Here is a 26,689-nt window from a genome sequence, read left to right on the forward strand (position 1 = left end):
GCCGGCGGGCCGCGACGTCCAGGGACCGCGGCCCTTGGTGCGCGGGCCCCGGCAGGCCGTGCCACGGGGGCAGCACGGCCTCCTGCAGTTCGGCCGCGAGCCGGTGCTCGGTCTGCGCCTGCTGACGGTGGCGCTGCAATGAGTCCCGGGTCTCGCTCACCGTCCGCTGGCTGCGCCGCAGTTCGCTGACGTCGCGCAGGACGGCCCACATCGAGGCGGTACTGCCGTCGGCGTCCAGCACGGGCTCGCCCATCATGTGTACGGTCCGCACGGATCCGTCGGGCCGTACGAGGCGGAACTCCCCGTCGATCGGCTTGGCGTCGACGAGGCAGTCGGTGACCATCGCCGTGAGTCTCAGGCGGTCCCCGTCGAGGACCAGGGACGGCAGCTCGTCCAGGGTGAGCGCGGGCGTGGCCGGGTCACGGCCGAGGATCTGGTACAGCTCACCGGACCAACTGGCCTCGTCCGTCAGCAGATTCCACTCCGCGCTGCCGACCCGGCTGAGCAGCGAGCCGGTCGGTGCCGGGACGGACGCCGCCGGGCCGAGGGATCGGGGCGCGGGTTGTGCCGGGTCGGGAGCTACCGGCGGCGGGCCGTCCCGCAGCTGCGCCAAGTGCTCGTCCAGATCGTTGAGTTGGTGCAGCGCCAGGTCGTACAGGGCGCGCTGCCAGCGTTCCTGCGGATCCGTGCCGTCGCCGTGCGTGTCCCTGCGCACGGCGTCCACCTCGCCCTTGAGTCGCCGCGTCTGCGTGATCAGCGCCTCGACCGAGCCGCGCCCCGGCGGCTGGGCGGCTGGGCGATCCGCAGAGAGGTGGGACGGCATGACGCACTCCGATGCGGGGACGGTACGGCACAAGGAGAACTGGGGGCCTGGGGGCCCGGGGGACCGGTTACGACTGTCGCACAGCCCGCGACGCCCCGTAAGGGATTTGGCAACACACGATACGGTGGTGCTTCTGGCATATGTCAGAGTCTTCATGGCGTGGTCGACCAGTGCTTTCGGCGTACCCGGTCGGGCGGGCAAGTCGTAGTCGCCGTACGCTCGTTGACGGATCGCCAGGGCTGTCGGCGGAGCGCGCGACCACGTGTTCGACCCATGGGCGTGCCCTCGCGTTCATGCCTGTTTCGTGCGGTGACGCACAACACATCGTGGGGTGTCGCTCAAGGTGTCCTACGACCGGGGCTGTCGTGCTCGTATCTGTATGGACACCAGCATCCGGCAGCCCGCCCGCGCGCGACTGATCACCGCCGAGGACCGGGAGGTCCTCGTGCCCGCCACGCTCCGGTACACCGTGCGGGACCCGCTCGCGGTCTTCGTCGACTTCCCACCGGAGGCGGCCCTCGACGGCGAGGGCGTCACCTGGACCTTCGCCCGCTCCCTGCTGGACGCGGGGCTGGCCGCCCCCACCGGGTGCGGTGACGTGCGGGTCCGGCCGTACGGAGGCACATGCACGCTGCTGGAGTTCCATGCGCCGCAAGGCGTCGCCCTGCTCGAGTTCGACACCAGCGCGCTCCGCGGCTTCCTGCGGCGCAGCTACGCCGTGGTGGCGGCAGGGGAGGAGGACATCGAGACGGTCGTCGAACGCGGGCTCGGCGCGCTGTTCGGCGGCGTGTGACGGTCGTCGGCCGACGGCCCGAACCCCGGGGCGGCGGTCCGCCCCGGGGCCGAGGCCGGGACGGGCGTGCGGTCCGGGGCGAGGGGTCGATGGCCGGACCGGCGTACAGGGCGGGGTGTGGGGTCAGCGGTCGGCGTCGGCGTACAGGGCGGGGCGCGGGGCGAGTTCGACGGTCGTACGGCGGCCCGTCTCCAGCGCCTGGATCCCGGCCTCGGCGACGACGGAGGCGGCATAGCCGTCCCACACGCTCGGACCGGTGACCCGTCCCCGGCGGGTGGCGTCGACCCAGGCCCGCAGTTCACGGTCGTAGGCGTCGGCGAACCGGACGATGTAGTCCTGCGCCACATCCTCCCGGGTGCCGCCTCGGGCGGTGACCACCATGGTGTGCTCGGCGCCGATCCGGGCGCTGCCCGCCTCGCAGACGGCCTCGCAGCGCACCTGGTAGCCGAAGCCGCAGTTGACGAACACCTCCACGTCCACGAGGGCGCCCTGCTCGGCCTCGAAGACCACGAACTGCGGGTCGGCCAGACCTTGCGGGGCACCGGACGAGGGCGCGGGGCGCAGCACGGTCACGGCGGTCAGCTCCTGGCCGAGCAGCCAGCGGGCCGCGTCGATCTCGTGCGACACGGAGCTGTCGATCAGCATGGCGCTGGTGAAGCCGGGCGGCGAGGAGACGTTGCGATGGGTGCAGTGCAGCATCAGCGGACGTCCCAGACTGCCGCCGTCCAGCAGGGACTTCAGACGCCGGTACTCGGCGTCGTAGCGCCGCATGAACCCGATCTGCGCGAGCCGCCGGCCCAGCCCGGCCTCCGCCTCCAGCACCCTCAGCGCCCCTGTGGAGTCGGGCGCCATGGGCTTCTCGCACAGGACCGGCAGGCCGCGGTCGAAGGCGGCCAGCAGGGCCTCCTCGTGCGTGGGGTCGGGCGAGGCGATCAGGACGGCGCCCACACCGGGCGCGTCCAGCGCGGGCGCCGCCTCCGCATGCACCGAGACGCCGTCCAGGCCCGCCACCGCCTCCTGCGCACGCCCGGTGTCGGGATCGGCCACGGCGGCCACCCTGGCGCCGCTCACCACATGAGCAAGTCGACGTATGTGATCGGCGCCCATGTGTCCGGCACCCAGTACCGCGACGCCCAGCAGCTCACCCATGTGCGCCTTCTCTCCCGGCCGACGATCACGCCGTAGCGTACGCACAGGGGCGCCGGCCGTCCGGGCCGGGCGGCGTGCCGTCAGTACCTCAGCACCCCCGCGATGCCGCGCGCGTCGTCCAGCGTGCCGTCCGGTACGAAGCGCACGTCGGCGCCGGTCTCCAGGCACTGCTCCACGATCTCGTCCACGACGTCCTCGCGGGCGTCGAGGTCGCCGCTCTCGGCGGGGATCAGATGATCGCCGTCGTCGCGGACGGTCACCCGGTAGTTCTCCTCGACGGCGAGCAGCCGGACCCGGCCCTCGCGCGCGCTCTTCCAGACCTCGTCCACGCCCGCCGCGAACTCCTTGCGGCCACGGGCCGCGTCCAGTTCCCGGGCGACCCGGTCGGCGGACTTCCCGGCCTCGGCGTCGACCACCGGCCGGATCGCCTGCCACACGGCTTCGGGAGTGCCGCTCGCCAGCCCGCCGTGCGGGATGTGCACGGCCTGACGCGCGACCCCGCCGACCTCGTCCAGCAGGGACAGCGCGGCCTGCTCGCCGGTGACGTACAGCGGCCTCGGGCGCTCGCGCAGCACGGCGGTCATCGCCGTGTCCGCCACCCGCAGGAAGTGTCGGGTGTCCTCGTCGCGGAAGGTACTCGGGAAGTCGCCGATGCGCTCCTGGCGTTCGGCGTCGAAGTTCTCCCGGCCCCGGGACAGCGGGAGACCGCCGACGCGGGCCTCCACGACCCGGTCGACTCCGCCGTCCCACAGGGTGACGCGGTCGGCGGAGACCGACAGCACCCAGAACGGCCGCTCGGCCGCGTGCGCGGAGACCAGGTTGCGGGTCAGGAAGGTGTCCGAGAGCACCACCCGCTCCGGGACGGTACGGGCCAGCGACCACACCTGGTGTTCGCCCGGCGCGGCGAAGATCACCAGGCCGTCCTCGGAGTGCGCCAGATCCACCTCGGTGAGGGCCCGGTCGAGCTGGTCGACGACGTCGGCGCGCCGCTCCCGGGTGACCGCGGGGTCGGACTCCAGCTGCTTCTTGGCCACGGCCACCACATTGCGCAGCCGGACCGGATCCTGGGTGTTGTCGGGCTCGCGGCGGTGCGTCGGCGTCAGCACGGACACTGCGGGATAGGGGCGCGGGCGCCGCAGTTCGGCGAGGGTCGAGGGGCTGAGTGCGTGCTCCATAAGAGCACGATAGGGCGGATTCGCAGATCGGGCATTTGGGGTATTCATTTACATATCCGAGGAGGTCTTGCCGGTGTGGCGCGGCCGGCGGACGGCGATCGGGAGGTGGGCGCGAATGGCTCGACCGGCCGTCGACGGACGCGACCTGGTCGTCCGCCTCGGCGTACCGGAGCGGCTGCTGGTCCGGCGCGTGCGGGCGGTCCGTGTTCCGCTCGCGGCGGTGCGTGACGCGACGGTCGAGCCCGACTGGTGGCGCGCGCTGCGCGGCCTGCCGCGCTTCGGCCGCTGGTTGCCCGACCGCTTCTGTGTGGGCGAGTGGCGTCATCCCGAGGGCCGCGACCTGGTCGCGGTGCGCGAGCACGGCCCGGTCGTCGTGGTCGACCTGTGGCCCTCCAGTGCCCCCTATGCCCGCCTCGTCGTCTCCGTCGCCGACCCCGAAGGTGTCGTCCGGGTGCTGCGTCAGGCGATACGGCCGCCCGGGCGGCAGGCGGGCCGGGCGTCCCAGGGGCACACATGCGACATCCCCGGCGAACGCCGGTGACGGCGACGGGCGCCCACGCCGGGCGGGGCGAGTGGAGATGGCGGACGACGGGAGGGCCCCGGCGCGCACCAGCGGGACCCGGGCGTGCACGGCAGTGTCTGGACGCGCGCACGGCAGGGTTCGGGCGCGTGCACGGAAACCGGGCGTATCCCGGGTCGAACCCGCCATCACCGGAGCCGGCGGATGGTGAGGCGCCGGGCGGAGGTGCTGGGCGGAGATGCTCGGCGTTTGGGGAAGTTTTTGCCGGTGGCCGGTTCCTGGCGGGTCGGGCGTGGTAGGGCCCGCGAAACGCGGGCCTCGCGCGGGCAAAGCGCGGCCGAAAGCGTGCCGAAAGCGTGGCCCGGACGGGGGTGCGTGGTGCGGCCGCGTTGACCGCCCCGGCCCCGGCAGCGCACGCTACGTAAAGTAGATGCTAGTTACAACTGGTTCGGCGGTCGACGGAACCCGCCTACGAAAACGCAGGTGAGCGAGGTGCCGACGCCGGCCCGGAGGCAGGAGGAAAGGCATGTGCGGCATCACCGGCTGGGTTTCCTTCGACCGCGACCTGCTCGCCGAGGCCGCGACCTTGGACGCGATGACCGAGACGATGGCCTGCCGCGGCCCGGACGACCGCGGCACCTGGATCGACGGTCCCGCCGCCCTGGGCCATTGCAGGCTCGCCATCATCGATCTGCCCGGCGGTCGGCAGCCCATGACGGTCACCACGCCGCAGGGAACCGTGGCGCTGGTCTACTCGGGCGAGGCATACAACTTCACCGAACTTCGACAGCGGTTGACCGGGCGCGGGCACCGCTTCACCACCGGCTCCGACACCGAGGTCGTCCTGCGCGGCTACCTCGAATGGGGCGACGGACTCGCCGAGCGACTCAACGGCATGTTCGCCTTCGCCGTCTGGGACGGCCGCCACGACAAGCTCGTGATGATCCGCGACCGTATGGGCGTCAAGCCCTTCATCTACTACCCGACGCCCGACGGCGTCCTGTTCGGCTCCGAACCCAAGGCGATCCTCGCCAACCCGCTGGTCAGGCCCCGGGTGGGCCTGGACGGGCTGCGCGAGCTGTTCACCATGGTCAGGACGCCCGGGCACGCTGTGTGGGAGGGCATGCGCGAGGTGGAGCCCGGCACCGTCGTCACCGTCGACCGCACCGGACTGCGCACCCGCACCTACTGGCGGCTGGAGACCCGGCCGCACACCGACGACCGGACCACCACCGTGGCCCGTGTCCGCGACCTCCTCGACGACATCGTGCGCCGCCAGCTGGTGGCCGACGTGCCGCGCTGCACCCTGCTCTCGGGCGGCCTCGACTCCTCCGCCATGACCGCGCTCGCCGCCCGCCAACTCGCCGAACAGGGCGAGAAGGTGCGCAGCTTCGCCGTCGACTTCGCCGGACAGACCGACCACTTCGTGCCCGACGGACTGCGCGCCACTCCGGACACCCCGTTCGTGCACGACGTGGCCCGCCTCGCCGGCACCGACCACCACGACATCGTCCTCGACGCCCAGGCCCTCGCCGACCCCGCCGTCCGGGCGAAGGTGCTGCGCGCCCGCGACCTGCCCGCCGGCTTCGGCGACCTGGACGCCTCGCTCTACCTGCTGTTCCAAGCCGTCCGCGACCAGTCCACGGTCGCCCTGTCCGGCGAGTCCGCCGACGAGGTCTTCGGCGGCTACCAGCAGTTCTTCGACGAGCAGGCCCGGAGCGCCGACACCTTCCCCTGGCTCGCCATGTCGAACCGGCACTTCGGCAGGGACACCGACGTCCTGCGCCCGGACCTGGCCGAGACCCTGGACCTGGACGCGTACATCGCCGACGCCTACCGCACCGCCGTCGCCGGCATCGGCCGGCTCGACGGCGAGAGCGACTTCGAGTACCGGATGCGCCGCGTCTGCAACCTTCACCTGACCCGTTTCGTGCGCGCCCTGCTCGACCGGAAGGACCGGATGAGCATGGCCGTCGGTCTGGAGGTGCGGGTGCCCTACTGCGACCACCGGCTCGTCGAGTACGTCTACAACACGCCCTGGTCCCTGAAGTCCTTCGACGGCCGGGAGAAGAGCCTGCTCCGCGAGGCGAGCGCCGACGTCATCCCGCAGTCCGTGTACGAGCGGGTCAAGAGCCCCTACCCGTCCACCCAGGACCCCCGGTACGGCCTCGCCCTCCAGGAACAGGCCAAGGAGCTGCTGGCCCGGACCGACCACCCGGTGTTCGAGCTCGTCGACCGGGAGCAGACCGACCGGGCGGCCCAACGGGAACTGCCCGCGCGCTCCCAGGCGGCCCGGCACGGCCTGGAACGCACCCTCGATCTGGCGCTCTGGCTGGACATGTACGCGCCCGAGCTGACGCTCAGCTGAGCCCGATCGCCCGGTCTGCGGCCGCCGCCGACGGCTGCCACCAGGTCGTCACCGGCTCCCACACCCGCACGGCCCCGCCCGCGCCCAGCTCCGCCGCCGTGAACACGCGCCCCCGATGACCCGGGTCCGCGGCCACGGCGATCGCGTCCACCCGGCGGGCCTGCGGGTCCGCCGGGTCGGCGATGGTCCGCACGGCGGCGTACGCGGTGCGGCCCGCGCCGATCCGGTAGGTGCCGACCGCGCCGTCGGGCACCGGCAGGGCCGCGCCGTCCAGATCGCCGAAGGTGACCGTGGGCACGCGGTCGACGGTGCAGGCGCGGCCGGAGCGGTTGGTGACATCGAGCCGCACCACGGTCGGATCGGCGGACGCCACCGCCGCCCGCACGGTCAGGGCCCGCTCCGGACAGACGGTGCCGCGGGCGGCCGGCGGGCCGTGCGGCGCGGCGAGCAGCAGGGACGTCGCGGCGAGGACGACGGCCGGCACGGTCGCGGCGGTACGGATGCGCATCATGGATTCCCCCTGGGTCGGTCGATGCCACTACGGCGGGACCCGCCCGCCCACTCGGTGTGACGGCCGGGAGGGCCGGGAGGTTGTGGCGGACCGGCGTCCGTCACCCGCCCGGGTCACCGCGGGGCCGCGCCGGAACGCGGCGTCACTCCGCCCGGTCCGCCGGGCAGGAACTCCCGTCGGCGGGCAGGGAGCCGTACAGCAGGAAGTCGTCGACCTTGCGGTGCACGCACTTGGAGGACGAGTAACCGGTGTGGCCCTCTCCCTTGTTGTCGAGCACCACGGCCGACGGGCCGAGCCGGTGGGCGGTCTCCACGGTCCAGCGGTACGGCGTGGCGGGGTCGCCGCGGGTGCCCACCAGGAGCATCTTCGACGTGTCGACGTCCTTGACCCGGTCGCGGATGAAGTCCGTGCCCCTGGGACGTCCATAGCACATCAGCAACTCGGCCAGCCGGTGCCGGCCGAAGACGGGTGACGCCTTCTCGTACGCGGCGCGCAGCCGCGTGATGTCCCTGGTGATCTGTCCGGTGCCGGGGCGGTCCGGGTCGTCGGCGCAGTTGACCGCCATCAGCGCGGCGGACAGGTTGTCCACGGGGACGTCCGCCTCCGCCACGAGTCCGCCGCCGGACCGGTGCGACGGCGCCGCCCCGCCCGCCCCGAAGGTCTCCAACCTGCGCGTGTCACCGTCGTCGAGGAGGGAGAGCACAGCGCGTTCGAGCGAGGGCCACAGCTTCTCGCTGTAGAGGCCCTGCCCGAGGGCGCCCACCAGGTCCTGGCCGGAGTACCGGCCGCCGAAGCCGGTCGGCACCGGATGCGCGTCGAGCGAACGCACCAGCTTCAGGACCTGGTCCCCGGCCGTGCGGCGGTCCCGGCCGAAGGGGCAGCCCCGGTCCTTCACGCACCAGTCCAGGAAGTCGTCCAGCGCGGTCTGCTGCCCCTCGGCACCCGCCAGTCCCTGCTCGGAGAGGGGTTCGGTGAGGGTGTCCACGCCGTCCAGCGCCATCCGGCCCACCTCGCCGGGGAACTGGGCGGCGTAGACCGCGCCTATCCGGGTGCCGTAGGAGAAGCCGAGATAGTTGAGCTTCTTGTCGCCGAGGGCCTGGCGTATGACGTCGAGGTCCCGGGAGACGTTGATGGTGCCTATGTGGGGCAGGACGGGGCCGGAGTAGCGGGCGCACTCGGCGGCGGCCTTGCGCAGCAACGTCATGAGTGCTTGAGGATCGTGCTGGTCGGCGGTGTCCCCCGCCGTGGCCGTGGCCTTGTCGGTGCCCTCGCCGCAGCTGACGGGCGAGGAGCGGCCGACGCCGCGCGGATCGAAGGTGACCACGTCGTAGCCGTCGGTCAGGGCCAGGTAGTCCTTGCCGGAGGCGGCGAGCGTGCTGACGCCCGCGCCGCCCGGGCCGCCGAAGTTCAGCACCAGGGAGCCCAGCGACTTCCCGGTCGCCGGGCGGCGAGCCAGCGCCAACTCGAGCGTGCCCGCGCCGGGCCGCGCATAGTCGAGCGGGACCGTCACCTTTCCGCACTGCAGGCCCTTGGCGCCCGCGGTGCCCCCGCAGGCCGACCAGGTGACCCGCTGATCGTAGAAGCGCGACAGGTCGGGCTGGGGCGGGGTGGCGGCCCCCGCGGGCAGCCCCGCGCCGAGCAGCGCCAGCGTGACGGCTCCGGCGCCCGCACAGCGCTGGACGGCGGGCCGCTTGGACAGCTTGGCCAGCATCGATGCCTCCAAGGGTGCCCCGCTGCGGACCGGGGCAGCGCTCCCGATCACCATAGGCGGCCCGCGGAATGCTCGCCTCCGGACGCCTGGGACGGCATTCGGGGGATTCACGCATGGTTCGATAACCGTGTCGCTCGATGGGGTGAAAGGACGATAAGCCATAACTCGGATGGGTCGTCCGCGTTTAATCCGATGCGGGCGAGCGCCCGTGACCATGTCAGGAAGGCAGGAGCCGATGAAACGGGTTACCCGAAACGGTGTGATCGCCGTCGCCGCCGCCTCCGGCGCGATGGCCGTGACGATCCCGGCGCACGCGGATTCCGCGGCGGACGGTGCCGCCGCCGGCTCGCCGGGCGTGCTCTCCGGCAACACCATCCAGCTCCCGGTGCACATCCCGGTGAACGTGTGCGGCAACACCGTGAACGTGGCGGGGCTCCTCAACCCGGCCGCGGGCAACACGTGCGCCAACCGGGGTGGCGTCGGCGTCGGGAGCGGCGCCGGCGTCGGGAGCGGCGGGGCGGCCTCGTCGGGCGGGGCGTCCGCCCAGGGCGTGGGCAAGGATTCCCCGGGCGTGGTCTCCGGCAACGGCATCCAGGTGCCGGTCCATCTCCCGGTCAACGTCAGCGGCAACACCGTGAACGTGGTCGGCGTCGGCAACCCGGCCGTCGGCAACGAGTCCGCGAACACCCCCGGCGGCCCTCCGGCGAAGCCCACCCCGCAACCGCCCGCCAAGCCGCCGACGACCCCGCCCGCCCCGCCCCGGGCGCACCACCCCGCGCCGACGGCGCCCCGTCCCGCCGCCCCGCCGGCCGACGCCGCCCTCGCCCACACGGGCACCGATCTGACCGCCCCCGCGGTCGCGGCGAGCGCGGCCCTGCTGCTCTCCGGCGCCGCCCTGTACCGCCGCTACCGCCCGGGAGCCCGGAGTTGACCCCTCCCCGGAGGCGGCGCTCCCGACCCCGGCGCCCGGACCGCGCCCCCGGCCCGTCCGCCACGGCCGCCGGTCGGCGCACCGGCCGACGCCCCGGTCGGACCGCGGCCCCCTGGAACCTCCGGTGCGACATGCGCACCTCCTCGGCCGACTCCGGCCCCGGCCCCTCGACGCGGACCCCGGGCGTCACCTCGTTCACCGGCAGCGCCCGCAGCATGGCGGATGCCCCTTCTTGCGGTACGGCTCCGGGCGCACGCCACGGCCGTCGGGCCCGCCGCCGTCCAGGGAACCGGCGGTGATACCCGCGTCGTGGACGGTGGTCCGCGACGGGGTGGCCGCATCGGTGTCGGCCGGTTCCGACACAGCGGTCCTGCCGTACCGGACGCGGACGCCCACGCCGACCGCAGAGCGCAGACCGTGATCAATTCCGTTGCCGCGCCCGGTCCTTGATGTTGGACTGGGCGCATGGACCACGCAGCGGTACTCGCCCATTACGACGGGGACATGCGCAAGAACGCACGGCCCGACGGACCCGACGCCCGGATCGAGCGCACCGCGACCGTGGTCCGGCAGGTCGCCGGTGCCCAGGGCTGGAACGGCGTCCTGTGGTCCGACCTGGACGGTACGGACGCGGACGCGGCGATCGCCGGGCAGGTCGCGCACTACACCGCGCTCCGGCACGCGTTCGAGTGGAAGCTGCACGGTCACGACCTCCCCGCCGACCTCGGATCCCGGCTCATCGCGGCCGGGTTCACGCCCGAGCCCGAGGAGACGCTGATGGTCGCCGAGACCGCCGAGGTGGTCGCGCTGACCGCGGACGCCGAACCGCCCGCGGGCGTCCGCGTCCTGCGGGCCGATGATGCGGCCGGCATCGAGCGCGTGGTCGAGGTGCACGAGAACGTGTTCGGCGCGGACGGGAGCGAGCTGCGCCACCGGCTGCTGACCCGGCTCGCCGCCGACCCCGGCTCGCTCGTCGCGGTCGTCGCCCTCGCCGGGGACGAACCGGTGAGCGCCGCCCGGCTGGAGCCGGTGCCCGGGACGCGGTTCGCCGGGCTGTGGGGCGGCGGCACCCTCGAACACTGGCGGGGCCGCGGCGTGTACCGCACCCTGATCGCCCACCGCGCCCGCGCCGCCGAGGCCCGCGGCTACCGCTACCTCCAGGTCGACGCGTTGCCGATGAGCCGTCGCGTCCTCGAACGCCTCGGCTTCCACGCCCTGACCACCACGACGCCCTATCTGTACGAGGCGTAGGGCCTGTCGGCGCCCCGGGCTCGGCCGGGCCCGGTCAGGGTGGTACGCGGGCGCCGACGCGCGCGGTACGGCGGTGTGTCCGCGCCAGTCGGGTCCCCAGGTGTCGGCGGCCCCGAACCCGGCGCCGAGCGGGCACGCACGGCCTCGTCCTACGCCTGGCTCGGTGGCGTCGGCACTCGGCACCGCTGTCCTCGGTCAGCGCGCGGCCACGGTCCGTTCGGGCGTGTTCCAGCCCGAGACGCGCACTCGCGGCGCGGAGCCGCGCAGATCGGATGTCCGGTAGACGGCGGTCAGCCTCGCCGTCTCGCCCGGCCACAGCGTGACCTGGTTGTCCGACCAGCGCACCGGCAGCACCGGAACGCCGGCGGCGTCGATGAGATGGACGTCCGTCAGCAGCGACGGCGTCCGCCCGCGCCCCGCGTTGCGCAGCGTCACCGTCGTCGTCGACAGGCCGTCCGACGACACCGTGGCGGCCTTGGCCGACACGGGGGCCGGGGCCATCCGGCCGAGCCCTGTCAGATCGGCGTGGCTCGTGGTCGGCGTGTGGTACCAGTCGGTGCGGGCCCAGTCGAGGGTGTCGGGCCGGGTGGAGAGCCAGTACACGTTCCGGCTCACCTCCCGGCCCGCCGCGTCGGTCAGGACCAGCCGGGCCAGATATGTCGGCGTCAGCCCGTTCACCGACGCGGGCAGGGTGAGAGCCGTGGCGTGCGCCCCGTCGCCGGGCACGCGCACCCCCGACACGGTCCGGTCGTACACCGGGGTGCCGTCCGTGGTGAACAGCGTGGCCCGTGCGGTGAGCGGGCCGGTGGGGGAGCGGCGGTTGTTGACGACGACCACTGAGCGGTCGTCGTACGAGTACTGGACGTGCAGCGGCTCGTTCGCCTTCTTCGCACCGAAGTAGGCGCCGCCCTGGTCGAGATAACGGTCCGTCAGTTGCCAGTGCAGGGATGTCCAGCCGCTGTTGAACATCCAGTAGACCAGCCCGGTCGCGGGCTTCGAGGCGTCCGTGGCGGCCCGCCCGTACGCCTCGAACTGGGCGCGTACGTTCTCGTACTGCAACAACTGTGCCTTGCGCACATAGTCGGCGAGATCACGCGGGGCGCCGTAGCGGCCGGTGAGCGCGGCGTTGTGGAGGCTGAGGGTGCCGAACGTCGCCGAGGGGGAGCGGTGATACTGCCGGGCGCCCGGGTCCTTCCAGAGAGCGGCCAGCTCGGCGGGGGTCAGCATCCGGCGCAGGGTGTCGAGGGTGGGAATGTCCGGGCCCGCGCTGGTCTCGGAGTTGAAGCCGGTGGCGCCGCCCTCGCGCTTGGCGTACCAGTACGCCGGTGGGACCCAGTCGTAGGGCCCGGTCATCTTCATGCCCGAACGACCCAGCCGCGGCGAGGACTTGTCGGAGGCGGCGGGCACCACCGGGGCCGGCCAGTCGGCTGCCCGCAGGGCGTCCAGGTAGTTCCGCTCGATCGTGGCGTCCGGCGCGAAGTCGCTGCCGATGAGGAAGGAGATCACGCTCGGGTGGTTGCGCAGCCGGGCGGCCTCGGCGGCCATCGACGCCTTGGCGACCGGGTAGTCGGCGGCGCTCCACCGTTCGCCCGACTCGCTGCCGTTGACCTGCCCCTCCCACTTGTCGCAGCACTCCCAGCCGGGCAGCGTGAGGACGCCGTGCCGGTCGGCCAGGTCGAAGAACTCGTCGGGCTCGATCTTGCCTTCCAGACGGATGGTGTTCAGCCCCAGGTCGAGGGCGTACTTCAGGCGGTCCTCGGCATAGGTCCGGTCCCAGCGCAGGAACTCGTCCGGCGACCAGCCGCCGCCCTTGATCAGCAGCCTGCGCCCGTTGATCCGGTACTCGCGGGCGCCGTCGGCGTTCAGGGGAGCCCGGACGTCGCGGATCCCGAAGGTCTGGTGCGCCGTGTCCGAGGGGGTGTCGGATACGGACGCGGTCAGATCGAGGTCGTACAGGGGCTGCCCGCCCAGGCCGGCCGGCCACCACACCCGGGGCGAGGTCAGGTGCAGGCCGGGCACGTCCGCGGGGGTGAAGGCGACCGTCTTCGACTCGTGCGCGGCGAGCGGTACGGCCTTGCGGAGGGCGACCCCGGCGACGCTGCCGGTGACCTCGGCGATGACGGGCGCGTCGGAGTCGTTGCGGGCCTGCGCCTCGACGGTGAGGTCGGCGGTGGCCGGCGAGGGCAGGTCCAGGCGGGTCAGCACGTGTGCGTCACGCAGCGCGACCGGGCCGCCGCGACGGACCAGGACGTCGCGCACGATGCCCATGTTGGCGTCGGGCGGCGGCTGGAGCCAGTCGAGCCAGCCCATGGTGAGCTGCCGGGTCGGGTCATTGGGCAGGACGCGGAAGGCGACCGTGTTGGTGCCGGTGCGCACCAGCGCGGTGATGTCCAGTTCGTGACGGGTGTAGGCGCCGGCGACATCCGTCGCCGTGGCCACCCGGCGCCCGTTCACATAGACGTCCGCGGCCGAGATCACGCCGCTGAAGTCGAGGTAGGTGCGCTGGGTGGTGTCGGTGACCGTGAAGTCCGAGCGGTACCACCACGGGACCCGGAAGTCGGCCTCGGGGATCTGCCGCTGGTTGGCGGAGAAGAACGGGTCGGCGTACACACCGGCGGCGAGCAGCGCGGCGAGCACGGTCGAGCGGGGGCCCGCGGGGTACCAGCCGGCCGCCGGGTAGCCGGGGGAGGACACGGCCGCCGGGGAGTCGCCCACTTTCGCGGTCGACTGGATCGCGTAGCCGGACAACGGGGTGTGCGTGCCCGCCGCCGCGGGGACGCGGGTCACCTTCAGCTGGTGTCCCACCGCCGGAGACGGGTTCCGGGGCCCGGCCCAGGCGCCGACGGCGAGCGGGCAGAGCAGACCGAGGGCCACGGCGGAGGCGGCGAGGCGGTGTCGGGCGGCGGGGCGAGGGAACACGGCGTCTCCAGCCTCGTAAAGTTAGGAAACTTTACTAACTCGCGCCAAGCTAGGGTCCGTCGAGGGGTGTGTCAATCACCGCGTGGGCCGTGTCAATCGCGCTGGGCGCCGCGGGACTTGGGTGTCACGCGGCACGTCGCCGGGCTGGAGGACGGCAACCTGGTGGGCGCGGTGCGGCGGGGGGAGGGAAAAGCGGCAAACCACCTCTGCCCCGTGGCTCTCGACGGCGAGGGTGAGCTGAGGGACGTGTCCTCCGGCCGGCCGACGGTGCTGTCCCACCTCAAGTCGCTGATCGAGACCGGCAGTCCGCCGCCGCAGGAGCCCTGGCCGGCGCCGTGTCGCCGGGCCGGACCGGACCGGGGAGCGGACTGTCGGGGTCTGGCGGGGCCGGCCGCATCGGGCCGGCCCCGCATCCTCCCTTCCGAAGGACGCTTCGGTGCCGCTACGCCTTGGGCTTGCTCTTGGCCGCCGTACCGGCGCAGATCAGCCCGAGGAGCAAGGCCAGCGCGCCGATGACGACGTTGTTGATCACGACGCCGGCGTCCGGGCTGCTGCCGACGATCCACGGCGCGATGATCATCCAGATGCCCAGGGCGCACATGGCCCAGCTGAGCCCGTACATCCGCTCCGGTGCCCTGGTGAACCCCAGAGCCAGCAGCCCTATCGCGATGCCCATGATCAGGTTGTGGGTCATGAGCGCGGGCTGGCTGGTCGTGTAGTGGAGGATCCACGGTGACGCCGCGCAGTACAGACCGAGCAGGAACACCGGTCCGTCCACGAGTGCCACATCGCGACCGCCGAGCATGCGGGCGTAGCGTTCCCGCATTTCGGAGACATCAGGGTGGCTCGTTATGTCACCTCTGGTGTGCGAGACATCGGCCATGACTCGTCTCCTTCTTGACTTGCAGGCTGAACCGCGTCTGATGCGGTATGCGGTAAGAGCCGCTTATCTGCATTCTGCCCTTATTTCACCTTTATGTGTAGGGGGCGGGTCCATGCGGTCCGCATCGGTGGAACGGCGAACGACCGATCCGGGGTGCGCGCCGCGCGGCCCCGGGACGTCCGACACCTCCCCGACGGCGCCCGGCCCGTCAGCTGGGCGCCGCCGCCCGTTCCATGGCGCGGGCCCGGACCGACGACCGAGGTGCCCGGCGCCGTCCGCCCCCAACGCCACTCGGCCGCCTGTCAGTTGCGTCGGCCCGCCCTCGCGGATAGCCCTCGTGGACGGGCCTCGCGGACGCTCGCCCGCGTCGGCGCCGACATCTCCGCCCCGCCCGCAGGCCGAGAAGGTGCCACAACTGCCGCAGGCCGCACCGGACATGACTGGCCACCGTGCCCGGATCTCTCCGGTGCACGGGCGACCTGAGTCGCCGTCAGGTCTGTGGGGGAGGCGAGGCCCGGCGACCGGCGCCGGTGCGGTGGGAGACGGTGCAGCGCCTGGCGGAGCGGAACCCGATCGAGCACAGACCGGACCTCGCCTCTGTGTCGACGCGTACACCGGTGCCGACCAGCGGCGATGGTCGGCGGCGAGCCGAGGCCGCCCCGGTACGTCGCCGCTGCCGAACAGGGCGTGCAGGAGGCGCGTCGGCAGTCTCCGGTGCTGTCGGGCGGCCCGCGCGACTGTGGCCGCCAGTCACGTCTGTCAGGACCGCACGACGAGCCGCCTGCCGCGCGCTCGCGCTCTCCCGCGTTCAGGTCGTAGACAGTCGGCGAGGAACACCAGCCGGTCGGGCGCGGCGAACCCGGACCGGCTCACCCCGCGGTCGCGGACGAAGAGCGGTACCCCCCGGCGGGGGCCGTCCAGCGCGGCCGACGGCGGTGAGTGGTCGGGCAGACGCGGATCGGCGGTGAACGAGACGAAGGTCGCGTTCGTGCCCTGTGGCGCCGCGTGCCCCTGCCCCGCACCACCGCCGCCCGCCCGCTGGCACGGCCTGCGCGCACCCCGCGACGCCGTGTCCGCTCCCGTGGTGCCGGTGGCGCGGTCCGGTCAGGCCGGTCCCGCGGTGAGCGTGTTCAGGTGCGCTCGGCGGGATTCCGCCGTCTGGCCCTGGACCAGGAGGAACAGGGCCTCGCGGGCGAACCGTTGGGCGGGGGAGGCGAGCGACATCGCACGGCCGCCGCCGGCGACGACCGCCGCGGTGGTGGCCGTGCGCAGCATCTCGTATGCCTCGGCACGCACCGCCAGCCGCTCCTCCGGGCGCCCGTGCGACACGGGCCGGTCGGCGAGCGCGTACGCCCGGCCGCGGACCTCGGACAGCCGGGCCCGCAGCGGCGCCGCGGTGTCCTCGTCCAGCAGGGCGAGCGCCGCCTCGGCGATGCCGAACACCGCCGGGCTCGTGTTCAGCGTCTTCGGCCGGTCGGTCGCCGCCCACTGCGGGTACGGCATCCGCAGGGCCACCGCCTCGTCCGGCAGCCACAGGCCCGTGAGCTCCAGCGACACCGTGCGGGACGCGGTGAGCGCCGCCAGACGCATCGGTGGCGAGGCCCGCAGCCCGGCCTGCTCGCGCGCCTCGGTGAAGGCGAACAGCGCCTCGTCGGCGTGGGTCACCCCGGCCAGCAGCATGACGTCGTTGAGTCCCCACCCGGTGTACCAGGGGACCGTGCCCGCGAACCGCCAGCCGCCGCGTTCCCGCGTCACCCGTACCGGGGTGCGCGGATGCGCCCGCAGATGGGCGTAGGCCACCCCGGCCAGCAGCTCACCACGGGAGAGCGGGCCCAGCAGCCGCTCCCGCACCGGCCGTTCGCTCTTCGCCAGGGTGAGCACCGGAGTGTGGTGCTGGGTCTGCACGAACCACGTCGAGCAGCACGCCCCGGCCAGGATCTCCGCGGTTCGCCGGACGACGGCCGCGGGGGCCGCCGAGCCGCCGTACGCCACCGGCGCGCCCACTCCGAGCAGCCCCGCATTCTTGATCGCCTCGATGTGACCCGCGGGCACGCCCTCCTGGTCGACGCGTTCCGCCGCCGGGGCGAGCAACTCGTCAGCGAGGCGGCGGGCGCGGACGACGAGCGGATGCGCTGCGATGGTCATGGAAGAGATTTTGCCGATCCGGTGGAGCGGGGTGTCGATCCGGGGGTCTGCCGTGCGTGTAGCAGGTGACCGACACCCCACGGCGCCCCGGTGCCCGGGAGGATGTCATGAAGTGCGGGGCCGGGGGAGGGAGACACTCCTTGCGATCACGGCCCGGGGTGCCTTTCATGGTGGACCCATAATGGTCGTGCGGGCAGGGCCGTACGACGGCGGCCCGGTTGACTACAATCGCGTAGACGGTCTGCTGGACGGTGGACCGCAGACGGGCTGAGGGACGTTCCATGACCGACTCGAAGGACGAACGCCGGCCGGCCGGCGAGCTCGAAGCGAGCGTCATGGCCGCCCTGTGGGCCGCCGACGGGCCACAGACGCCCGGTGAGGTGCAGCGGAGCCTCGGCGCGGACCTGGCCCGCACCACGGTGACGACGATCCTGTCCCGGCTGCACGAGAAGGGCGTCGTGGACCGGCACCGCCAGGGCCGCGGCTACGCCTACGTCCCGGTCCAGGACGCGCAGGGCCTCACCGCCCGCCGTATGCACACCGAACTCGACCGCGACAGCGACCGGGAGACGGTGCTGGCCCGCTTCGTCGCCCAGCTCAGCCCGGACGACGAACGTGTCCTGCGCGACCTGCTCGAACCCGGTGAGCGATGACCGCGCTGCTCCTGCTTCCGCTGCTGCTGCCGTTCGCCATGCCGGCGCTCGCCCGGCGCGTCCTCGATCGGCTCGCGCCCGCCGCGGCACTCTGGGCGATCACCGTCACTGCGGTCGTCCTCGCCGGTTGTTCCCTGGCCGCGCTCGGCGCGTTCGTCCTGACCGGGCTGCTCAAGCTGCCCGTCTTCGCCGCGCTGGGCGAGCTGGTCCACCCCCTGCGCACCGCCTCCGACCTCCTCGTCGTGCCGCTCGCCGCGACCTCGGTCGGCGTGCTCGCCGTGTGCGCGTGGACGCTCGTACGCTCGGTGCTGCGCCAGCTGCGCGCCTTCCGGACCGCGCGCACCGAGGCCGGACGCCGGCCGGCCGCGGGCGACCTGTGCGTGGTCGACTCGCCACGGCCGGACGCCTACGCGCTGCCCGGCCGACCGCACCGCATCGTCGTCACGACCGCCATGCTGCGCAGCCTGGACGCCGCCGAACGCGAGGCGCTGTTCGCCCACGAACGGGCGCACAACGAGGCCGGCCACCACTTCTTCCTCGCCGCCGCCGAACTGGCCGCGCACTGCCACCCCGCGTTGCGTCCGGTCCGCGAGACCATCCGGCTCGCGGCGGAACGGGCCGCCGACGAGGCGGCGGCCGGTGCCGTCGGTGACCGGCGGCTGACCGCCCGCGCCATCGCCCGGGCCGCCCTCGCCGGCCAGAGCGTCCGCTCCGCCCGTCCGGACTTCGCACCCGCCGCGACCACCGGACCCGTGCCCCGGCGCGTCCAGGCCCTCCTGTCCGCCCCGCACGTCCCGCGCCGGGCCATCCCCTGGATCGCCGTCCTGCTGGTCTCCTGCGCCGCCGTTTCCAGCGTCGCCGCGGGGACCGGAATGATCGACTTCCACCATCGGGTGGAGGTCGCTCAGGGCGACGAGACCCGCTGACCCGACCCCGGCCCCGGCCCCGACCCCGACCCCGGCCCCGGCTCCCCCTCCGGTTCCGGGCCGACCTCAAGTCTCCGACCGGCTGCCGAGGATGGCTGGTGTCCACCAGGTTTTACGCATAACCTCGGCCCCCGCCCACCCCACCGAGAGGCCCCGATGAGACGCGTCGCCCTGGTCACCCTCGTCGTCGACGACTACGACGAGGCGATCGCCTTCTACACCCGGGCCCTCGGCTTCCGGCTCGTCGAGGACACTCCCCGGCCCGACGGCTCACGCTGGGTCGTCGTCGCGCCGGGCCCGGAGCAGCACGGCACCGGGCTGCTGCTGGCCCGCGCGAAGGACGCGGCGCAGCGCGCCCGGATCGGGGACCAGACCGGCGGCCGGGTCGGCTTCTTCCTGCACACCGACGACTTCGCCCGCGACCACGCCCGGATGCGCGCCGCCGACGTGACCTTCCTGGAGGAGCCGCGGCACGAGCCGTACGGCACTGTCGCCGTCTTCCAGGACCGGTACGGCAATCGCTGGGACCTGCTCCAGCCCGCCGTCCGACCCGGCCCGCCGGAACCGCATCGCCTGCCCGAGGACACATCCGCGTGACCGCGCCCGGCATCGACGAGCGCGGGGCGCTCATCGAGGACGTGGTCCTGCCGGGTCATGCCGCCGTGCTGGGCAGCAGTCCCCGCACATAGGCGGCCTGCCCGACGTGCTGGAGGTCGTCCGACAGCACGCTGACCAGTCGGACGCCCAGGGTGACGGGCGGGTCCCAGCGCTCGTCCACGACCCGTTCGAGGTCCTTGGCGGGCAGTTCGCGCAGCAAGTCGAGGGTCTGCTCGTGCACGGCGTCGTAGTACCCGGTCAGCAGGTCGGCCGAGTCGACCCGGACCTTGGCGACCTTCGCCGCGCTGTGGCCGTAGCCGGTGTCACGGCGCGGCAGATCCAGGCCGAATCGCTTCTCCCAGCCCTGGGCCAGCCACACCTGGTCTAGGTCGAAGGCGTCGGCGACATGGTCGTCCTGGATTCGGGTGAGGTGCCAGACCAGCCAGGCGACCGAGTTGGCGTCCGCGCCCGGACGGCCGTTCAGCTCGTCCGGTCCGAGGCCGTCGAGGGCGGCATGGACTTCTTCTCGGATACGGCCGTAGCCGTCGATGAGGATGTCCCGGGCATGCATACGTCCACCATCGCGCATCGCCCGCCGTCCTGCGCCTGGAACCCGGCTTCCGTGGAAGCCCGGCGGTATCCGCTGCGGCGGACGGACCCGGGTCGACGGCTCGTATGAGCGCGGTGGAGAAGGCCCGGACGCCTGTTGCTGGTCGTCCGGTGTCCGCCGCCGCACGCGGTCCCGATGCAGACCGGCGTTCCGGTGTTCCGGCGTTCGCGCTTCGCGGTCCCCGGACCATGGGGCCGACCCGCCCCACCGCCAGGTGAACGTGTGCTGAGGGAAAGGACGGTGACGATCAGTCAGGTGACGGTTCCGCGCTGTTGCCCGATGGTCCGTCTCTCTCCTCCCGTGAGCGGGCCCGCCGTCGCGAACCCCGCCGTGCCGCGTGTCGTGGGGAGCGGGCACGGGTCCGCGGCGGGCGGGCGCGGTCAGCAGGGGCGCGGGCGTCGTCAGCAGGGGTGGGCGCCGTCCTGGGGTGGTGCCAGGTCTCCCGTCTCCAGCAGGGTCATCAGCGCCCGGGCCGCCGGGCTGGTGGCTCGCTCGGGCGGCAGCAGCGCGACCGTCTCGTACTCCGTCTCGCCGGTGCCCTTCAGCGGGAGCGCGGTGAGCGAGGGCCGCTTGTGCCGGAAGTGGCGGGGTACGGCGGCGATCCCCAGGTTCTGGTCGACCAGGTCCAGCAGACTGTGTACGTCGTTGACCTCCAGCGAGACCGCACGGCGGACCCCCGCCGCGGCGAACACGCCGTCGGTGGTGCGGCGCGGCCCCCAGTCCGGGTGGAAGTCGACGAAGACCTCGCCGCCGACGTCGGCCGGGACCAGTGCCGCCCCGGCCGTGGCCAGCCGGTGGCTGGGATGGCACAGCACGGTCATCGGCTCGCTGGTCAGCGCCGCCGAGCGCAACTGGTCCGTGTCGTCCTGGGTGCGGTAGGCGAAGGCCAGGTCGAGCCGGCCGGCCGCGACGTCCTCGGCCAGCGCGCCCGAGCCCGCCTGTCGCAGCAGGATCTCCACGTCCGGGTGGCGCCGCCGGAACGCGGCCAGCAGTCCCGGCACATCCACCCCGGCGATGCACTGCTCGGTGCCCAGCGCCAGCGTCCCGCGCAGCACGCCCTGCACGGCCGCGACCGCCTCGTGCGCGGACCGCACCTGGGCGAGGATCCGTTCCGCCTCGGCCAAGAGCGCGCGCCCCGCCTCCGTCAGCGTCACCCGGCGGGTGGTGCGCACGAACAGCGGAGCCCGCAGCTCGCGCTCCAGTGCCCGGATCGACGCCGAAAGACCGGACTGGGACACCATCAGCCGCTCCGCGGCCCGGGTGAAGTGCTGGTCCTCGGCGACCGCGACGAAATGCTGGAGGTGACGCAGTTCCATGATTGAGAAGCCTAACCGCTGAATTCCATCGGATTCTCCTGTTGGACCACTGCCCGTGGGCCGGGGAAGAGTGGGAGCGACCGTGTGCCAACCCCTCTGGAGTCGCGTTGTACACCGCACACCCCGACCGCTACGCCGACATGCCCTACCGGCGTACCGGACGCAGCGGCCTGAAGCTCCCCGCCCTGTCCCTCGGTCTGTGGCACAACTTCGGCCCCGACCGTCCGGTACAGACCCAGCGCGCCATCCTGCGCCGCGCCTTCGATCTCGGGGTCACCCACTTCGATCTGGCCAACAACTACGGCCCGCCGGCCGGCGCCGCCGAGTCCGCCCTCGGGGAGGCCCTGACGGCGGATTTCAGGGCGTACCGTGACGAACTCGTCATCTCCACCAAGGCCGGCTATCTGATGTGGCCCGGCCCGTACGGCGAGTGGGGTTCGCGCAAGTATCTGCTCTCCTCGCTCGACCAGAGCCTTGCGCGGATGGGCCTGGAGTACGTCGACGTCTTCTACTCGCACCGCCACGACCCGGAGACTCCCCTGGAGGAGACGATGGGCGCGCTGCACTCCGCGGTCCAGCAGGGCAAGGCCCTGTACGTGGGTGTCTCCAACTACTCGGCCGAGCAGACCCGCGAGGCCGCCCGCATCCTGGGCGAGCTGGGCACCCCGCTGCTCATCCACCAGCCGCGGTACTCGATGCTCGACCGCCGCCCCGAGGACGAGGGACTGCTGGACGCCCTGGACGAGCTGGAGGTCGGCTCGATCGTCTACTCCCCGCTGGCGCAGGGCCTGCTCACCGCCCGTTACCTCGACGGCATCCCCGAGGGCTCGCGGGCGGCGAGCGACAGTTTCCTGGCGGAATCGGTGACGCCGGAGCTGGTCGGCAAGCTGCGCGCCCTCGACGAGATCGCCAAGGGCCGCGGTCAGACCCTGGCCCAGCTCGCCCTCGCCTGGGTGCTGCGCGGCGGCCGGGTGACTTCCGCGCTCGTCGGCGCGAGCAGCCCGCAGCAGATCGAGGACAGCGTCGCCACCGTCCGCAACCTGGACTTCGACGCGGACGAGCTGGCCCGGATCGACGCGATCGTCACCGCGTAGGGACATCCCGGAGCCGGCGCCCGCCGCCGTGCGGCACCCATCGCCATACGGTGCCCACCGCCGTGCGGCGCCGGCCACCGGGCCGTCAGGCCACGGCGGGCACGCGGTCCAGGAAGCCCAGGGCCCGGGTGGTCCGGCCCTCCTCGTCCAGCATGACCACGTCGGAGTCGGCTCGGTTCATGACGGCGGCACCGCGTCGGCGGGCGCATTCCGGCCATGTGTGAGCGCGGAATATGCCAGGAGAGTGGCCGGAATGCCATGGTGACAGTGTTTCAGTAGTGAAGATACTCGTACGTCAGGGGCACTTCACCGCATACGAGCCGCACGGAGAGCGAGGACCAGCCGGCACGGACGCGAGGCGACGGGTAGGTGATCGTGCACGACGAATTCCTGTGCCATGTCACGGCGTACGGGGCGTGCGACGGACAGCGCATCGGCGTACCGCTGGGCACCTACCGTGCGCCCACCCTGGCCCTCGCCCTGTGGTGGCTGCGTGACCGGGCGTTCTGGATCGCCGAACGCCTCGATCCGAGCCCCGAGAACCCGAACTTCCCGCGCGGCGCCCTCGTCCCGGTGGCGGAGAACGTGCCGGACGTGCCCGGCGTGCTCCGCGCCTGGTGTGCCGACGACGTCCAACAGGAGCTGGTGGCCGACGAGTTGGCGGGCGGGCGGCTGGTGCGGATCGCCGCGAGTGACGACACCACGGAGTACGAACTGCTCGCCGAGTCCGTCGACGCCCTGCGGATGCAGCGCACCCTCCCGGCCCTCGTCCTGCCCGTCGCCTGACACGCGACAGCGACCGCCGGCCACGTTCCTGCCACGCCTCGACCTGACGGTCGTACATGTCGGGGCGGGGAATCGGAGAATTCCGGGCATGGCGGAGCGGGTGCTCCCCTCTTCGGCGCCCGAACCGGTCCCGAACCGGTCCCGAATCGGTCCCGGACGGGCGGCACGGCCCACTGATGAGGCGCGCCCGCGCACCCCGGCCGTGCCGTGCCGTGCCGGTTTCCGGCTCCGCGGCCGCGCACCGGCCCGGGCCCGCCGGGGCGCGGAAGCGGGCGGTGCGCGATGACCGGCTCCGGATTCCGGCCCACCCATGTCGTCCCCCAGCCCGGGCTCTCCGCCTGGCAGATGCCCGACCCCACCCGACCCCACCCGGCCACGCCACCGACCGTGAGCACCCGGACCACCCGCCGCCCGGTGCCATGAACCGACCCGTGTCGTGGCACGGACGGCGACACCCGAGTCGGACGGGACCGGTCGGCGCGGACCCCCGCTCGGTCGGCCCGCGTCACCGCCTCCACCCGCGGCGCACCCGCCCGGCCTGGCCCCGCTGCCGTACCGGACGGGCCAGCAGTCCGCCGAGGAACCCGGCGGCCAGCCCCCACAGCGCCGCGAGGGCGACCGTCGGCCACGGTTCGGGGCGCAGCAGCAGCTCGCCGGACAGCCCGCCGCTCAGGTCACCGATGCCCAGCACGGACAGGCCGTAGTGCGCCGAGATTCGGCCGACGAGACAGATCATCGACACCGCCGCCGCGAGCGCCACGCCGAAGTACAGCGCGTGCCGCCAGGCCGGTGTGCGGGCCGGTGACCGTGCCGCCGTCAAGAACGCGGCGGCCGGCACCAGCACCACGGCGGCGACCAGCAACCACCACGCCCTGCCGTCGTGCTCGGCGAGGGTGCGCAGGTTCAGCATGGAGACGTCCGGGGTGCGCAGCACCTCGTCCAGGATGTGCGGCAGGGGCAGCCCGAACGGGCCGTCCACCCGGCCGTGCCAGGTTGCTCCGAGACCGAGGGTCAGCGCGAGCCAGGCCAGGTTCGGCAGTCCCAGCAGGAGCACCGCGAAGGTCTGCGCGGCGTGCCCGCGCGTGGCCGCCGTCACCAACGCGGCCAGCGCACCCAGCACGACGTACGCGAGCAGCAGCGTGACGGCGGCGGACGTGGCAGGTCGTGCCGCCTCCTGGAATCGCAACAGCCGGCCGGGCAGCGGCGGCGCGTACGACACCAGCAGCGCCAGCATCAGCACCCCGGCCAGCCACAGCAGCCCGAACAGCACCGTCAGCGGCACGTCCGTGGTGAACCCGAGCGTCGGCGCCGCGCCGAACAGGCCGGTGAGTTCGTTGAGTGTGCCGTTGCGGAGGTCGACGGCGAAGGTGTGGCGGGCGGCCAGGGCCAGGCCGACCAGCGCGAGCAGCCACAGCACCGCGACCCGGGCGGCCCACCCGGCCAGCTCCCCGGCGTCGGCGACCGCCCGGTGCCGCAGCGGACGCAGGAACGCCGCGGCGATCACGAGCACCCCGACCAGGGTGACCGACAGCGGGATCACCGCCAGCCCCGCCCGGGTCTGCGCGAACACCCCAGCGTTCCCGGACAGCTCGACCGTGCCGCCGACCGCCGTCACCACGGTGGCCACGACGATCCGGGCGAACGCGCCGCCCCCGAGCCCCGCGGCCCCGGCCGCCCACAGGCCGAGCGCGGCCACCCCCAGCATGGCGGCGAGCCCCGCCAGCACCGCGGCCACGGCCTGGGGCCAGCCGTGGCGGCGGACGGCCCGGTCGGCGAGGGTGGTGGGGCTCACGCTGCCACGCTAAGCAGCGCCGGGGCCGCCCGCCCCTTCACAGGTCCGTCCGCGTTGTTGGTTTCGCTGTCACCGACGACGACACAAGTCGGGAACCGAGGGCATGATCGTCAGGTTTCGGTGTCGAGGCGGACGTGATCGATGCCCTCGTCAAGGAAGGTGATCAAGTCCTGGGCTTCGGCGCGGACGGCTTCTTGTTCCAGGGCGGTGAGGGGGCGGAGAGGACTGATACGAAGGTGCTGGTCGTGCACGGTCCAGGTGGCGGTGACGCGTCCGTCGACAAGGACCGTGCGGTGCCCTGCGACGGACAGACCGAGGTGGGGGGCGTCGATGATGCGGCCGCGGTCGTGGTAGCCGAGGATGGCATTGTCGAAGGCCGGTAGGAACCGGACGGGGGCCGGAGTGTCGGGGTGGGGGCGGGGTGCGTCGGGCAGATCGAGCAGTTCGCGGCCGCGTTCGTCGCGGAAGACGACGAGTCCTTCCCGGGCGGCTTTGATGGCGGTGGGAAGCCCGGCGAGGCCGCACCAGGCGCGTAGGTCCGCACCGGCGGCGGGCCCGTAGGCGGCGAGATAGCGGCGCAGCAGTTGCTGTCCGACGGGATCGCCGTCCCCGGCGGGCAGGGGGTCGATGTCCCGTTCCAGCCAGGTGGCCAACGGCAGATTGCGTACGCCGGCCCTCTGGTGCCAGAGGCCGCGGGGCGGGAGTTGGGCCATGGGGATGAGGGCCGCGACCAGCAGCTCGCCCAGGACACGGTGCGGTGGGCTGGGCCAGCGGTCTTCGAGGGCCTGTACGAGCTCGCGCATGGTGCGGGGCTGCTGGTCGGCCATGGCCGCACGGCCGGCGGCGGCGACCTCGTCCAGGTCGATGCCGGCCAGTTCGCGCCGGTAGGTGCCCAGCACTCGCCGGCGCAGCATGGCGTCATGGCGGGCTCGCCAGGCGAGCGCGTCGTCGGAGGTGACGAGGTGGACGGTGCGGCGCATCAGGTGGGTACGCACCATGGTGCGGCCGGTCAGAGCATCGTCCAGTTGCTCGGGCTTGAAGTCGGCAAGGCGGGACCACAGCCCGATGAACGGTTCCTGGGGCTCTTGCGCCTGCAGTCCGCACAAGTGGGCCACCGCCTCGGGCACGGATGTGTCGGTGCGCGTGAGCAGGTGCTGGCGGGCGAGGGTGGCGCGGTTGAGGGCGCGGCTGTCGAGGACGGTCGGCGCAGGCATGTCGGTCGGCCGGTTCAGCCGTTGTAGGGGGCGGTGACGTCCAGCACCCAGGTGACCCCGAAGCGGTCGGTGAGCATGCCGTACAGCGGCGCCCACGGCGCGGGTTCCAGCGGACGCACGATGGTCGAGCCGTCGGCGAGCCTGTCCCACAGGGCGCTGATCTCCTCGGCGTCGTCACCGCGTACGGAGACGAAGAACGGGTTCTCGCCCTGGTTCCAGGGCAGCTGCGAGGGCACGTCGTAGGCCATGACGTGGAAGCCGTTGGCGCCGGCCACCTCGCCCCACATCACCCAGTCCGCCTCGCTCTCGTTCTGCACGGCGCCCGCGTCCTTGTAGGTGACCGCGACAGTACGTCCGCCGAAGACGGACCGGTAGAAGTCCAGCGCCTCACGTGCGGTGCCCCGGAAGTTCAGGTGGGTGGTGGTCGTGACGGACATGCCCTGTTCCTTGCCTAGATGTGACGAGTACGCCGCCGACCGTCCAAGCCCTGGTGGTGGCGGCTGCCGTGACCTGGAGCGATGC

Annotated in this window: 24 protein-coding genes and 1 pseudogene; 10 read left to right on the forward strand and 15 right to left on the reverse strand. The window is 73.2% G+C overall.

The annotated features are described in order from the left end of the window. On the reverse strand, nucleotides 1–823 hold an 823-nt coding region (locus ACWEKM_RS13905), incomplete at its 3' end, for a PAS domain-containing protein (RefSeq protein WP_451621400.1). Between the two features lie 379 nt (nucleotides 824–1,202). Between ACWEKM_RS13905 and ACWEKM_RS13910 the strand changes: the two genes are divergently transcribed. Continuing rightward, nucleotides 1,203–1,616, forward strand: a complete 414-nt coding sequence (locus ACWEKM_RS13910; protein WP_451621401.1) for an SsgA family sporulation/cell division regulator — start codon at nucleotides 1,203–1,205, stop codon at nucleotides 1,614–1,616. A gap of 123 nt (nucleotides 1,617–1,739) precedes the next feature. On the opposite strand, the gene ACWEKM_RS13915 is transcribed toward ACWEKM_RS13910, so the two are convergent. Beyond that, on the reverse strand, nucleotides 1,740–2,723 hold the full coding sequence (locus ACWEKM_RS13915) for a Gfo/Idh/MocA family protein (protein WP_451621459.1): 984 nt from the start codon (nucleotides 2,721–2,723) through the stop codon (nucleotides 1,740–1,742). A 122-nt stretch (nucleotides 2,724–2,845) separates the two neighbouring features. Next, nucleotides 2,846–3,940: a baeRF3 domain-containing protein gene (locus ACWEKM_RS13920; protein ID WP_451621402.1), complete on the reverse strand. Its 1,095-nt coding sequence runs from the start codon at nucleotides 3,938–3,940 to the stop codon at nucleotides 2,846–2,848. 115 nt (nucleotides 3,941–4,055) lie between these two features. On the opposite strand from ACWEKM_RS13920, the gene ACWEKM_RS13925 reads away from it, so the two are divergent. Both ACWEKM_RS13925 and asnB read left to right on the forward strand, forming a co-directional pair. Beyond that, nucleotides 4,056–4,481: a hypothetical protein gene (locus tag ACWEKM_RS13925; RefSeq protein WP_451621403.1), complete on the forward strand. Its 426-nt coding sequence runs from the start codon at nucleotides 4,056–4,058 to the stop codon at nucleotides 4,479–4,481. 505 nt (nucleotides 4,482–4,986) lie between these two features. Further along, nucleotides 4,987–6,828, forward strand: a complete 1,842-nt coding sequence (gene asnB, locus ACWEKM_RS13930; RefSeq protein WP_451621404.1) for an asparagine synthase (glutamine-hydrolyzing) — start codon at nucleotides 4,987–4,989, stop codon at nucleotides 6,826–6,828. Here asnB and ACWEKM_RS13935 read toward each other — a convergent pair. Both ACWEKM_RS13935 and ACWEKM_RS13940 read right to left on the reverse strand, forming a co-directional pair. Next, on the reverse strand, nucleotides 6,821–7,336 hold the full coding sequence (locus tag ACWEKM_RS13935; protein ID WP_451621460.1) for a DUF4232 domain-containing protein: 516 nt from the start codon (nucleotides 7,334–7,336) through the stop codon (nucleotides 6,821–6,823). The two genes, asnB and ACWEKM_RS13935, sit on opposite strands and share 8 nt — an antisense overlap. A 145-nt stretch (nucleotides 7,337–7,481) precedes the next feature. Then, nucleotides 7,482–9,050 (reverse strand): alpha/beta hydrolase, encoded by a 1,569-nt coding sequence (locus ACWEKM_RS13940; protein ID WP_451621405.1) that lies wholly within the window; start codon nucleotides 9,048–9,050, stop codon nucleotides 7,482–7,484. Between the two features lie 235 nt (nucleotides 9,051–9,285). On the opposite strand from ACWEKM_RS13940, the gene ACWEKM_RS13945 reads away from it, so the two are divergent. After that, nucleotides 9,286–9,981 carry a chaplin gene (locus tag ACWEKM_RS13945; RefSeq protein WP_451621406.1) on the forward strand — a complete coding sequence of 232 codons (696 nt, stop codon included), beginning with the start codon at nucleotides 9,286–9,288 and terminating at the stop codon, nucleotides 9,979–9,981. A 195-nt stretch (nucleotides 9,982–10,176) separates the two neighbouring features. On the opposite strand, the gene ACWEKM_RS13950 is transcribed toward ACWEKM_RS13945, so the two are convergent. Then, nucleotides 10,177–10,344 carry a hypothetical protein gene (locus ACWEKM_RS13950; protein WP_451621407.1) on the reverse strand — a complete coding sequence of 56 codons (168 nt, stop codon included), beginning with the start codon at nucleotides 10,342–10,344 and terminating at the stop codon, nucleotides 10,177–10,179. 102 nt (nucleotides 10,345–10,446) lie between these two features. Here ACWEKM_RS13950 and ACWEKM_RS13955 point away from each other — a divergent pair, with 102 nt between their 5' ends. Then, the gene (locus ACWEKM_RS13955; protein ID WP_451621408.1) at nucleotides 10,447–11,232 is read left to right on the forward strand and encodes a GNAT family N-acetyltransferase; all 786 of its coding nucleotides are present in this window, start codon (nucleotides 10,447–10,449) and stop codon (nucleotides 11,230–11,232) included. A 195-nt stretch (nucleotides 11,233–11,427) separates the two neighbouring features. On the opposite strand, the gene ACWEKM_RS13960 is transcribed toward ACWEKM_RS13955, so the two are convergent. The 4 genes and pseudogenes from ACWEKM_RS13960 to ACWEKM_RS13975 form a co-directional block, all read right to left on the reverse strand. Then, complete coding sequence (locus ACWEKM_RS13960) at nucleotides 11,428–14,151, reverse strand: glycosyl hydrolase 2 galactose-binding domain-containing protein (protein ID WP_451621409.1); 2,724 nt, start codon at nucleotides 14,149–14,151, stop codon at nucleotides 11,428–11,430. A gap of 442 nt (nucleotides 14,152–14,593) precedes the next feature. Next, nucleotides 14,594–15,034, reverse strand: a complete 441-nt coding sequence (locus tag ACWEKM_RS13965; RefSeq protein WP_451621410.1) for an SPW repeat protein — start codon at nucleotides 15,032–15,034, stop codon at nucleotides 14,594–14,596. A 762-nt stretch (nucleotides 15,035–15,796) separates the two neighbouring features. Continuing rightward, nucleotides 15,797–15,985, reverse strand: a pseudogene (locus ACWEKM_RS13970) (deoxyribodipyrimidine photo-lyase); the annotation flags it as partial. A 153-nt stretch (nucleotides 15,986–16,138) separates the two neighbouring features. Next, nucleotides 16,139–17,179 carry an acyl-CoA dehydrogenase family protein gene (locus ACWEKM_RS13975; protein ID WP_451621411.1) on the reverse strand — a complete coding sequence of 347 codons (1,041 nt, stop codon included), beginning with the start codon at nucleotides 17,177–17,179 and terminating at the stop codon, nucleotides 16,139–16,141. A 281-nt stretch (nucleotides 17,180–17,460) separates the two neighbouring features. Between ACWEKM_RS13975 and ACWEKM_RS13980 the strand changes: the two genes are divergently transcribed. The 3 genes from ACWEKM_RS13980 to ACWEKM_RS13990 all read left to right on the forward strand — a co-directional run bounded on the left by ACWEKM_RS13980 (nucleotide 17,461) and on the right by ACWEKM_RS13990 (nucleotide 19,355). After that, nucleotides 17,461–17,832 (forward strand): BlaI/MecI/CopY family transcriptional regulator, encoded by a 372-nt coding sequence (locus ACWEKM_RS13980; protein WP_451621412.1) that lies wholly within the window; start codon nucleotides 17,461–17,463, stop codon nucleotides 17,830–17,832. Beyond that, nucleotides 17,829–18,758, forward strand: coding sequence for a M48 family metalloprotease (locus ACWEKM_RS13985; protein ID WP_451621413.1), 930 nt, complete (start codon nucleotides 17,829–17,831; stop codon nucleotides 18,756–18,758). Before ACWEKM_RS13980 ends, ACWEKM_RS13985 begins: the two co-directional genes overlap by 4 nt. A gap of 156 nt (nucleotides 18,759–18,914) precedes the next feature. After that, nucleotides 18,915–19,355 (forward strand): VOC family protein, encoded by a 441-nt coding sequence (locus tag ACWEKM_RS13990; protein ID WP_451621414.1) that lies wholly within the window; start codon nucleotides 18,915–18,917, stop codon nucleotides 19,353–19,355. A 55-nt stretch (nucleotides 19,356–19,410) separates the two neighbouring features. Here the strand turns inward: ACWEKM_RS13990 and ACWEKM_RS13995 are convergent, their stop codons facing one another. Together ACWEKM_RS13995 and ACWEKM_RS14000 are read right to left on the reverse strand one after the other, a co-directional pair. Next, nucleotides 19,411–19,926 carry a mycothiol transferase gene (locus ACWEKM_RS13995; RefSeq protein ID WP_451621415.1) on the reverse strand — a complete coding sequence of 172 codons (516 nt, stop codon included), beginning with the start codon at nucleotides 19,924–19,926 and terminating at the stop codon, nucleotides 19,411–19,413. Between the two features lie 440 nt (nucleotides 19,927–20,366). Further along, a complete protein-coding gene (locus tag ACWEKM_RS14000; RefSeq protein WP_451621416.1) occupies nucleotides 20,367–21,281 on the reverse strand; it encodes a LysR substrate-binding domain-containing protein in 915 nt (304 codons plus the stop codon). 107 nt (nucleotides 21,282–21,388) lie between these two features. Here ACWEKM_RS14000 and mgrA point away from each other — a divergent pair, with 107 nt between their 5' ends. Both mgrA and ACWEKM_RS14010 read left to right on the forward strand, forming a co-directional pair. Further along, a complete protein-coding gene (gene mgrA, locus ACWEKM_RS14005) occupies nucleotides 21,389–22,375 on the forward strand; it encodes an L-glyceraldehyde 3-phosphate reductase (RefSeq protein ID WP_451621417.1) in 987 nt (328 codons plus the stop codon). A 375-nt stretch (nucleotides 22,376–22,750) separates the two neighbouring features. After that, nucleotides 22,751–23,161, forward strand: a complete 411-nt coding sequence (locus ACWEKM_RS14010; protein ID WP_451621461.1) for a hypothetical protein — start codon at nucleotides 22,751–22,753, stop codon at nucleotides 23,159–23,161. A 505-nt stretch (nucleotides 23,162–23,666) separates the two neighbouring features. On the opposite strand, the gene ACWEKM_RS14015 is transcribed toward ACWEKM_RS14010, so the two are convergent. From ACWEKM_RS14015 to ACWEKM_RS14025, 3 genes are all read right to left on the reverse strand, one after another. After that, nucleotides 23,667–24,953 carry a streptophobe family protein gene (locus ACWEKM_RS14015; RefSeq protein WP_451621418.1) on the reverse strand — a complete coding sequence of 429 codons (1,287 nt, stop codon included), beginning with the start codon at nucleotides 24,951–24,953 and terminating at the stop codon, nucleotides 23,667–23,669. Nucleotides 24,954–25,063: 110 nt separating this feature from the next. Beyond that, nucleotides 25,064–26,167: a winged helix DNA-binding domain-containing protein gene (locus ACWEKM_RS14020; RefSeq protein WP_451621419.1), complete on the reverse strand. Its 1,104-nt coding sequence runs from the start codon at nucleotides 26,165–26,167 to the stop codon at nucleotides 25,064–25,066. Between the two features lie 14 nt (nucleotides 26,168–26,181). Continuing rightward, nucleotides 26,182–26,604, reverse strand: coding sequence for a VOC family protein (locus tag ACWEKM_RS14025; RefSeq protein ID WP_451621420.1), 423 nt, complete (start codon nucleotides 26,602–26,604; stop codon nucleotides 26,182–26,184). Nucleotides 26,605–26,689: the final 85 nt, after the last annotated feature.

The organism is Streptomyces sp. NPDC004752, assembly GCF_053601275.1.

What these genes read in the sequence shown, in the direction of transcription:
- ACWEKM_RS13910 (WP_451621401.1), top strand. Translation starts at nt 1,203, where the DNA reads ATGGACACCAGCATCCGGCAGCCCGCCCGCGCGCGACTGATCACCGCC.
- ACWEKM_RS13915 (WP_451621459.1), bottom strand. Translation starts at nt 2,723, where the DNA reads ATGGGCGCCGATCACATACGTCGACTTGCTCATGTGGTGAGCGGCGCC.
- ACWEKM_RS13920 (WP_451621402.1), bottom strand. Translation starts at nt 3,940, where the DNA reads ATGGAGCACGCACTCAGCCCCTCGACCCTCGCCGAACTGCGGCGCCCG.
- ACWEKM_RS13925 (WP_451621403.1), top strand. Translation starts at nt 4,056, where the DNA reads ATGGCTCGACCGGCCGTCGACGGACGCGACCTGGTCGTCCGCCTCGGC.
- asnB (WP_451621404.1), top strand. Translation starts at nt 4,987, where the DNA reads ATGTGCGGCATCACCGGCTGGGTTTCCTTCGACCGCGACCTGCTCGCC.
- ACWEKM_RS13935 (WP_451621460.1), bottom strand. Translation starts at nt 7,336, where the DNA reads ATGCGCATCCGTACCGCCGCGACCGTGCCGGCCGTCGTCCTCGCCGCG.
- ACWEKM_RS13940 (WP_451621405.1), bottom strand. Translation starts at nt 9,050, where the DNA reads ATGCTGGCCAAGCTGTCCAAGCGGCCCGCCGTCCAGCGCTGTGCGGGC.
- ACWEKM_RS13945 (WP_451621406.1), top strand. Translation starts at nt 9,286, where the DNA reads ATGAAACGGGTTACCCGAAACGGTGTGATCGCCGTCGCCGCCGCCTCC.
- ACWEKM_RS13955 (WP_451621408.1), top strand. Translation starts at nt 10,447, where the DNA reads ATGGACCACGCAGCGGTACTCGCCCATTACGACGGGGACATGCGCAAG.
- ACWEKM_RS13965 (WP_451621410.1), bottom strand. Translation starts at nt 15,034, where the DNA reads ATGGCCGATGTCTCGCACACCAGAGGTGACATAACGAGCCACCCTGAT.
- ACWEKM_RS13975 (WP_451621411.1), bottom strand. Translation starts at nt 17,179, where the DNA reads ATGACCATCGCAGCGCATCCGCTCGTCGTCCGCGCCCGCCGCCTCGCT.
- ACWEKM_RS13980 (WP_451621412.1), top strand. Translation starts at nt 17,461, where the DNA reads ATGACCGACTCGAAGGACGAACGCCGGCCGGCCGGCGAGCTCGAAGCG.
- ACWEKM_RS13985 (WP_451621413.1), top strand. Translation starts at nt 17,829, where the DNA reads ATGACCGCGCTGCTCCTGCTTCCGCTGCTGCTGCCGTTCGCCATGCCG.
- ACWEKM_RS13990 (WP_451621414.1), top strand. Translation starts at nt 18,915, where the DNA reads ATGAGACGCGTCGCCCTGGTCACCCTCGTCGTCGACGACTACGACGAG.
- ACWEKM_RS13995 (WP_451621415.1), bottom strand. Translation starts at nt 19,926, where the DNA reads ATGCATGCCCGGGACATCCTCATCGACGGCTACGGCCGTATCCGAGAA.
- ACWEKM_RS14000 (WP_451621416.1), bottom strand. Translation starts at nt 21,281, where the DNA reads ATGGAACTGCGTCACCTCCAGCATTTCGTCGCGGTCGCCGAGGACCAG.
- ACWEKM_RS14020 (WP_451621419.1), bottom strand. Translation starts at nt 26,167, where the DNA reads ATGCCTGCGCCGACCGTCCTCGACAGCCGCGCCCTCAACCGCGCCACC.
- ACWEKM_RS14025 (WP_451621420.1), bottom strand. Translation starts at nt 26,604, where the DNA reads ATGTCCGTCACGACCACCACCCACCTGAACTTCCGGGGCACCGCACGT.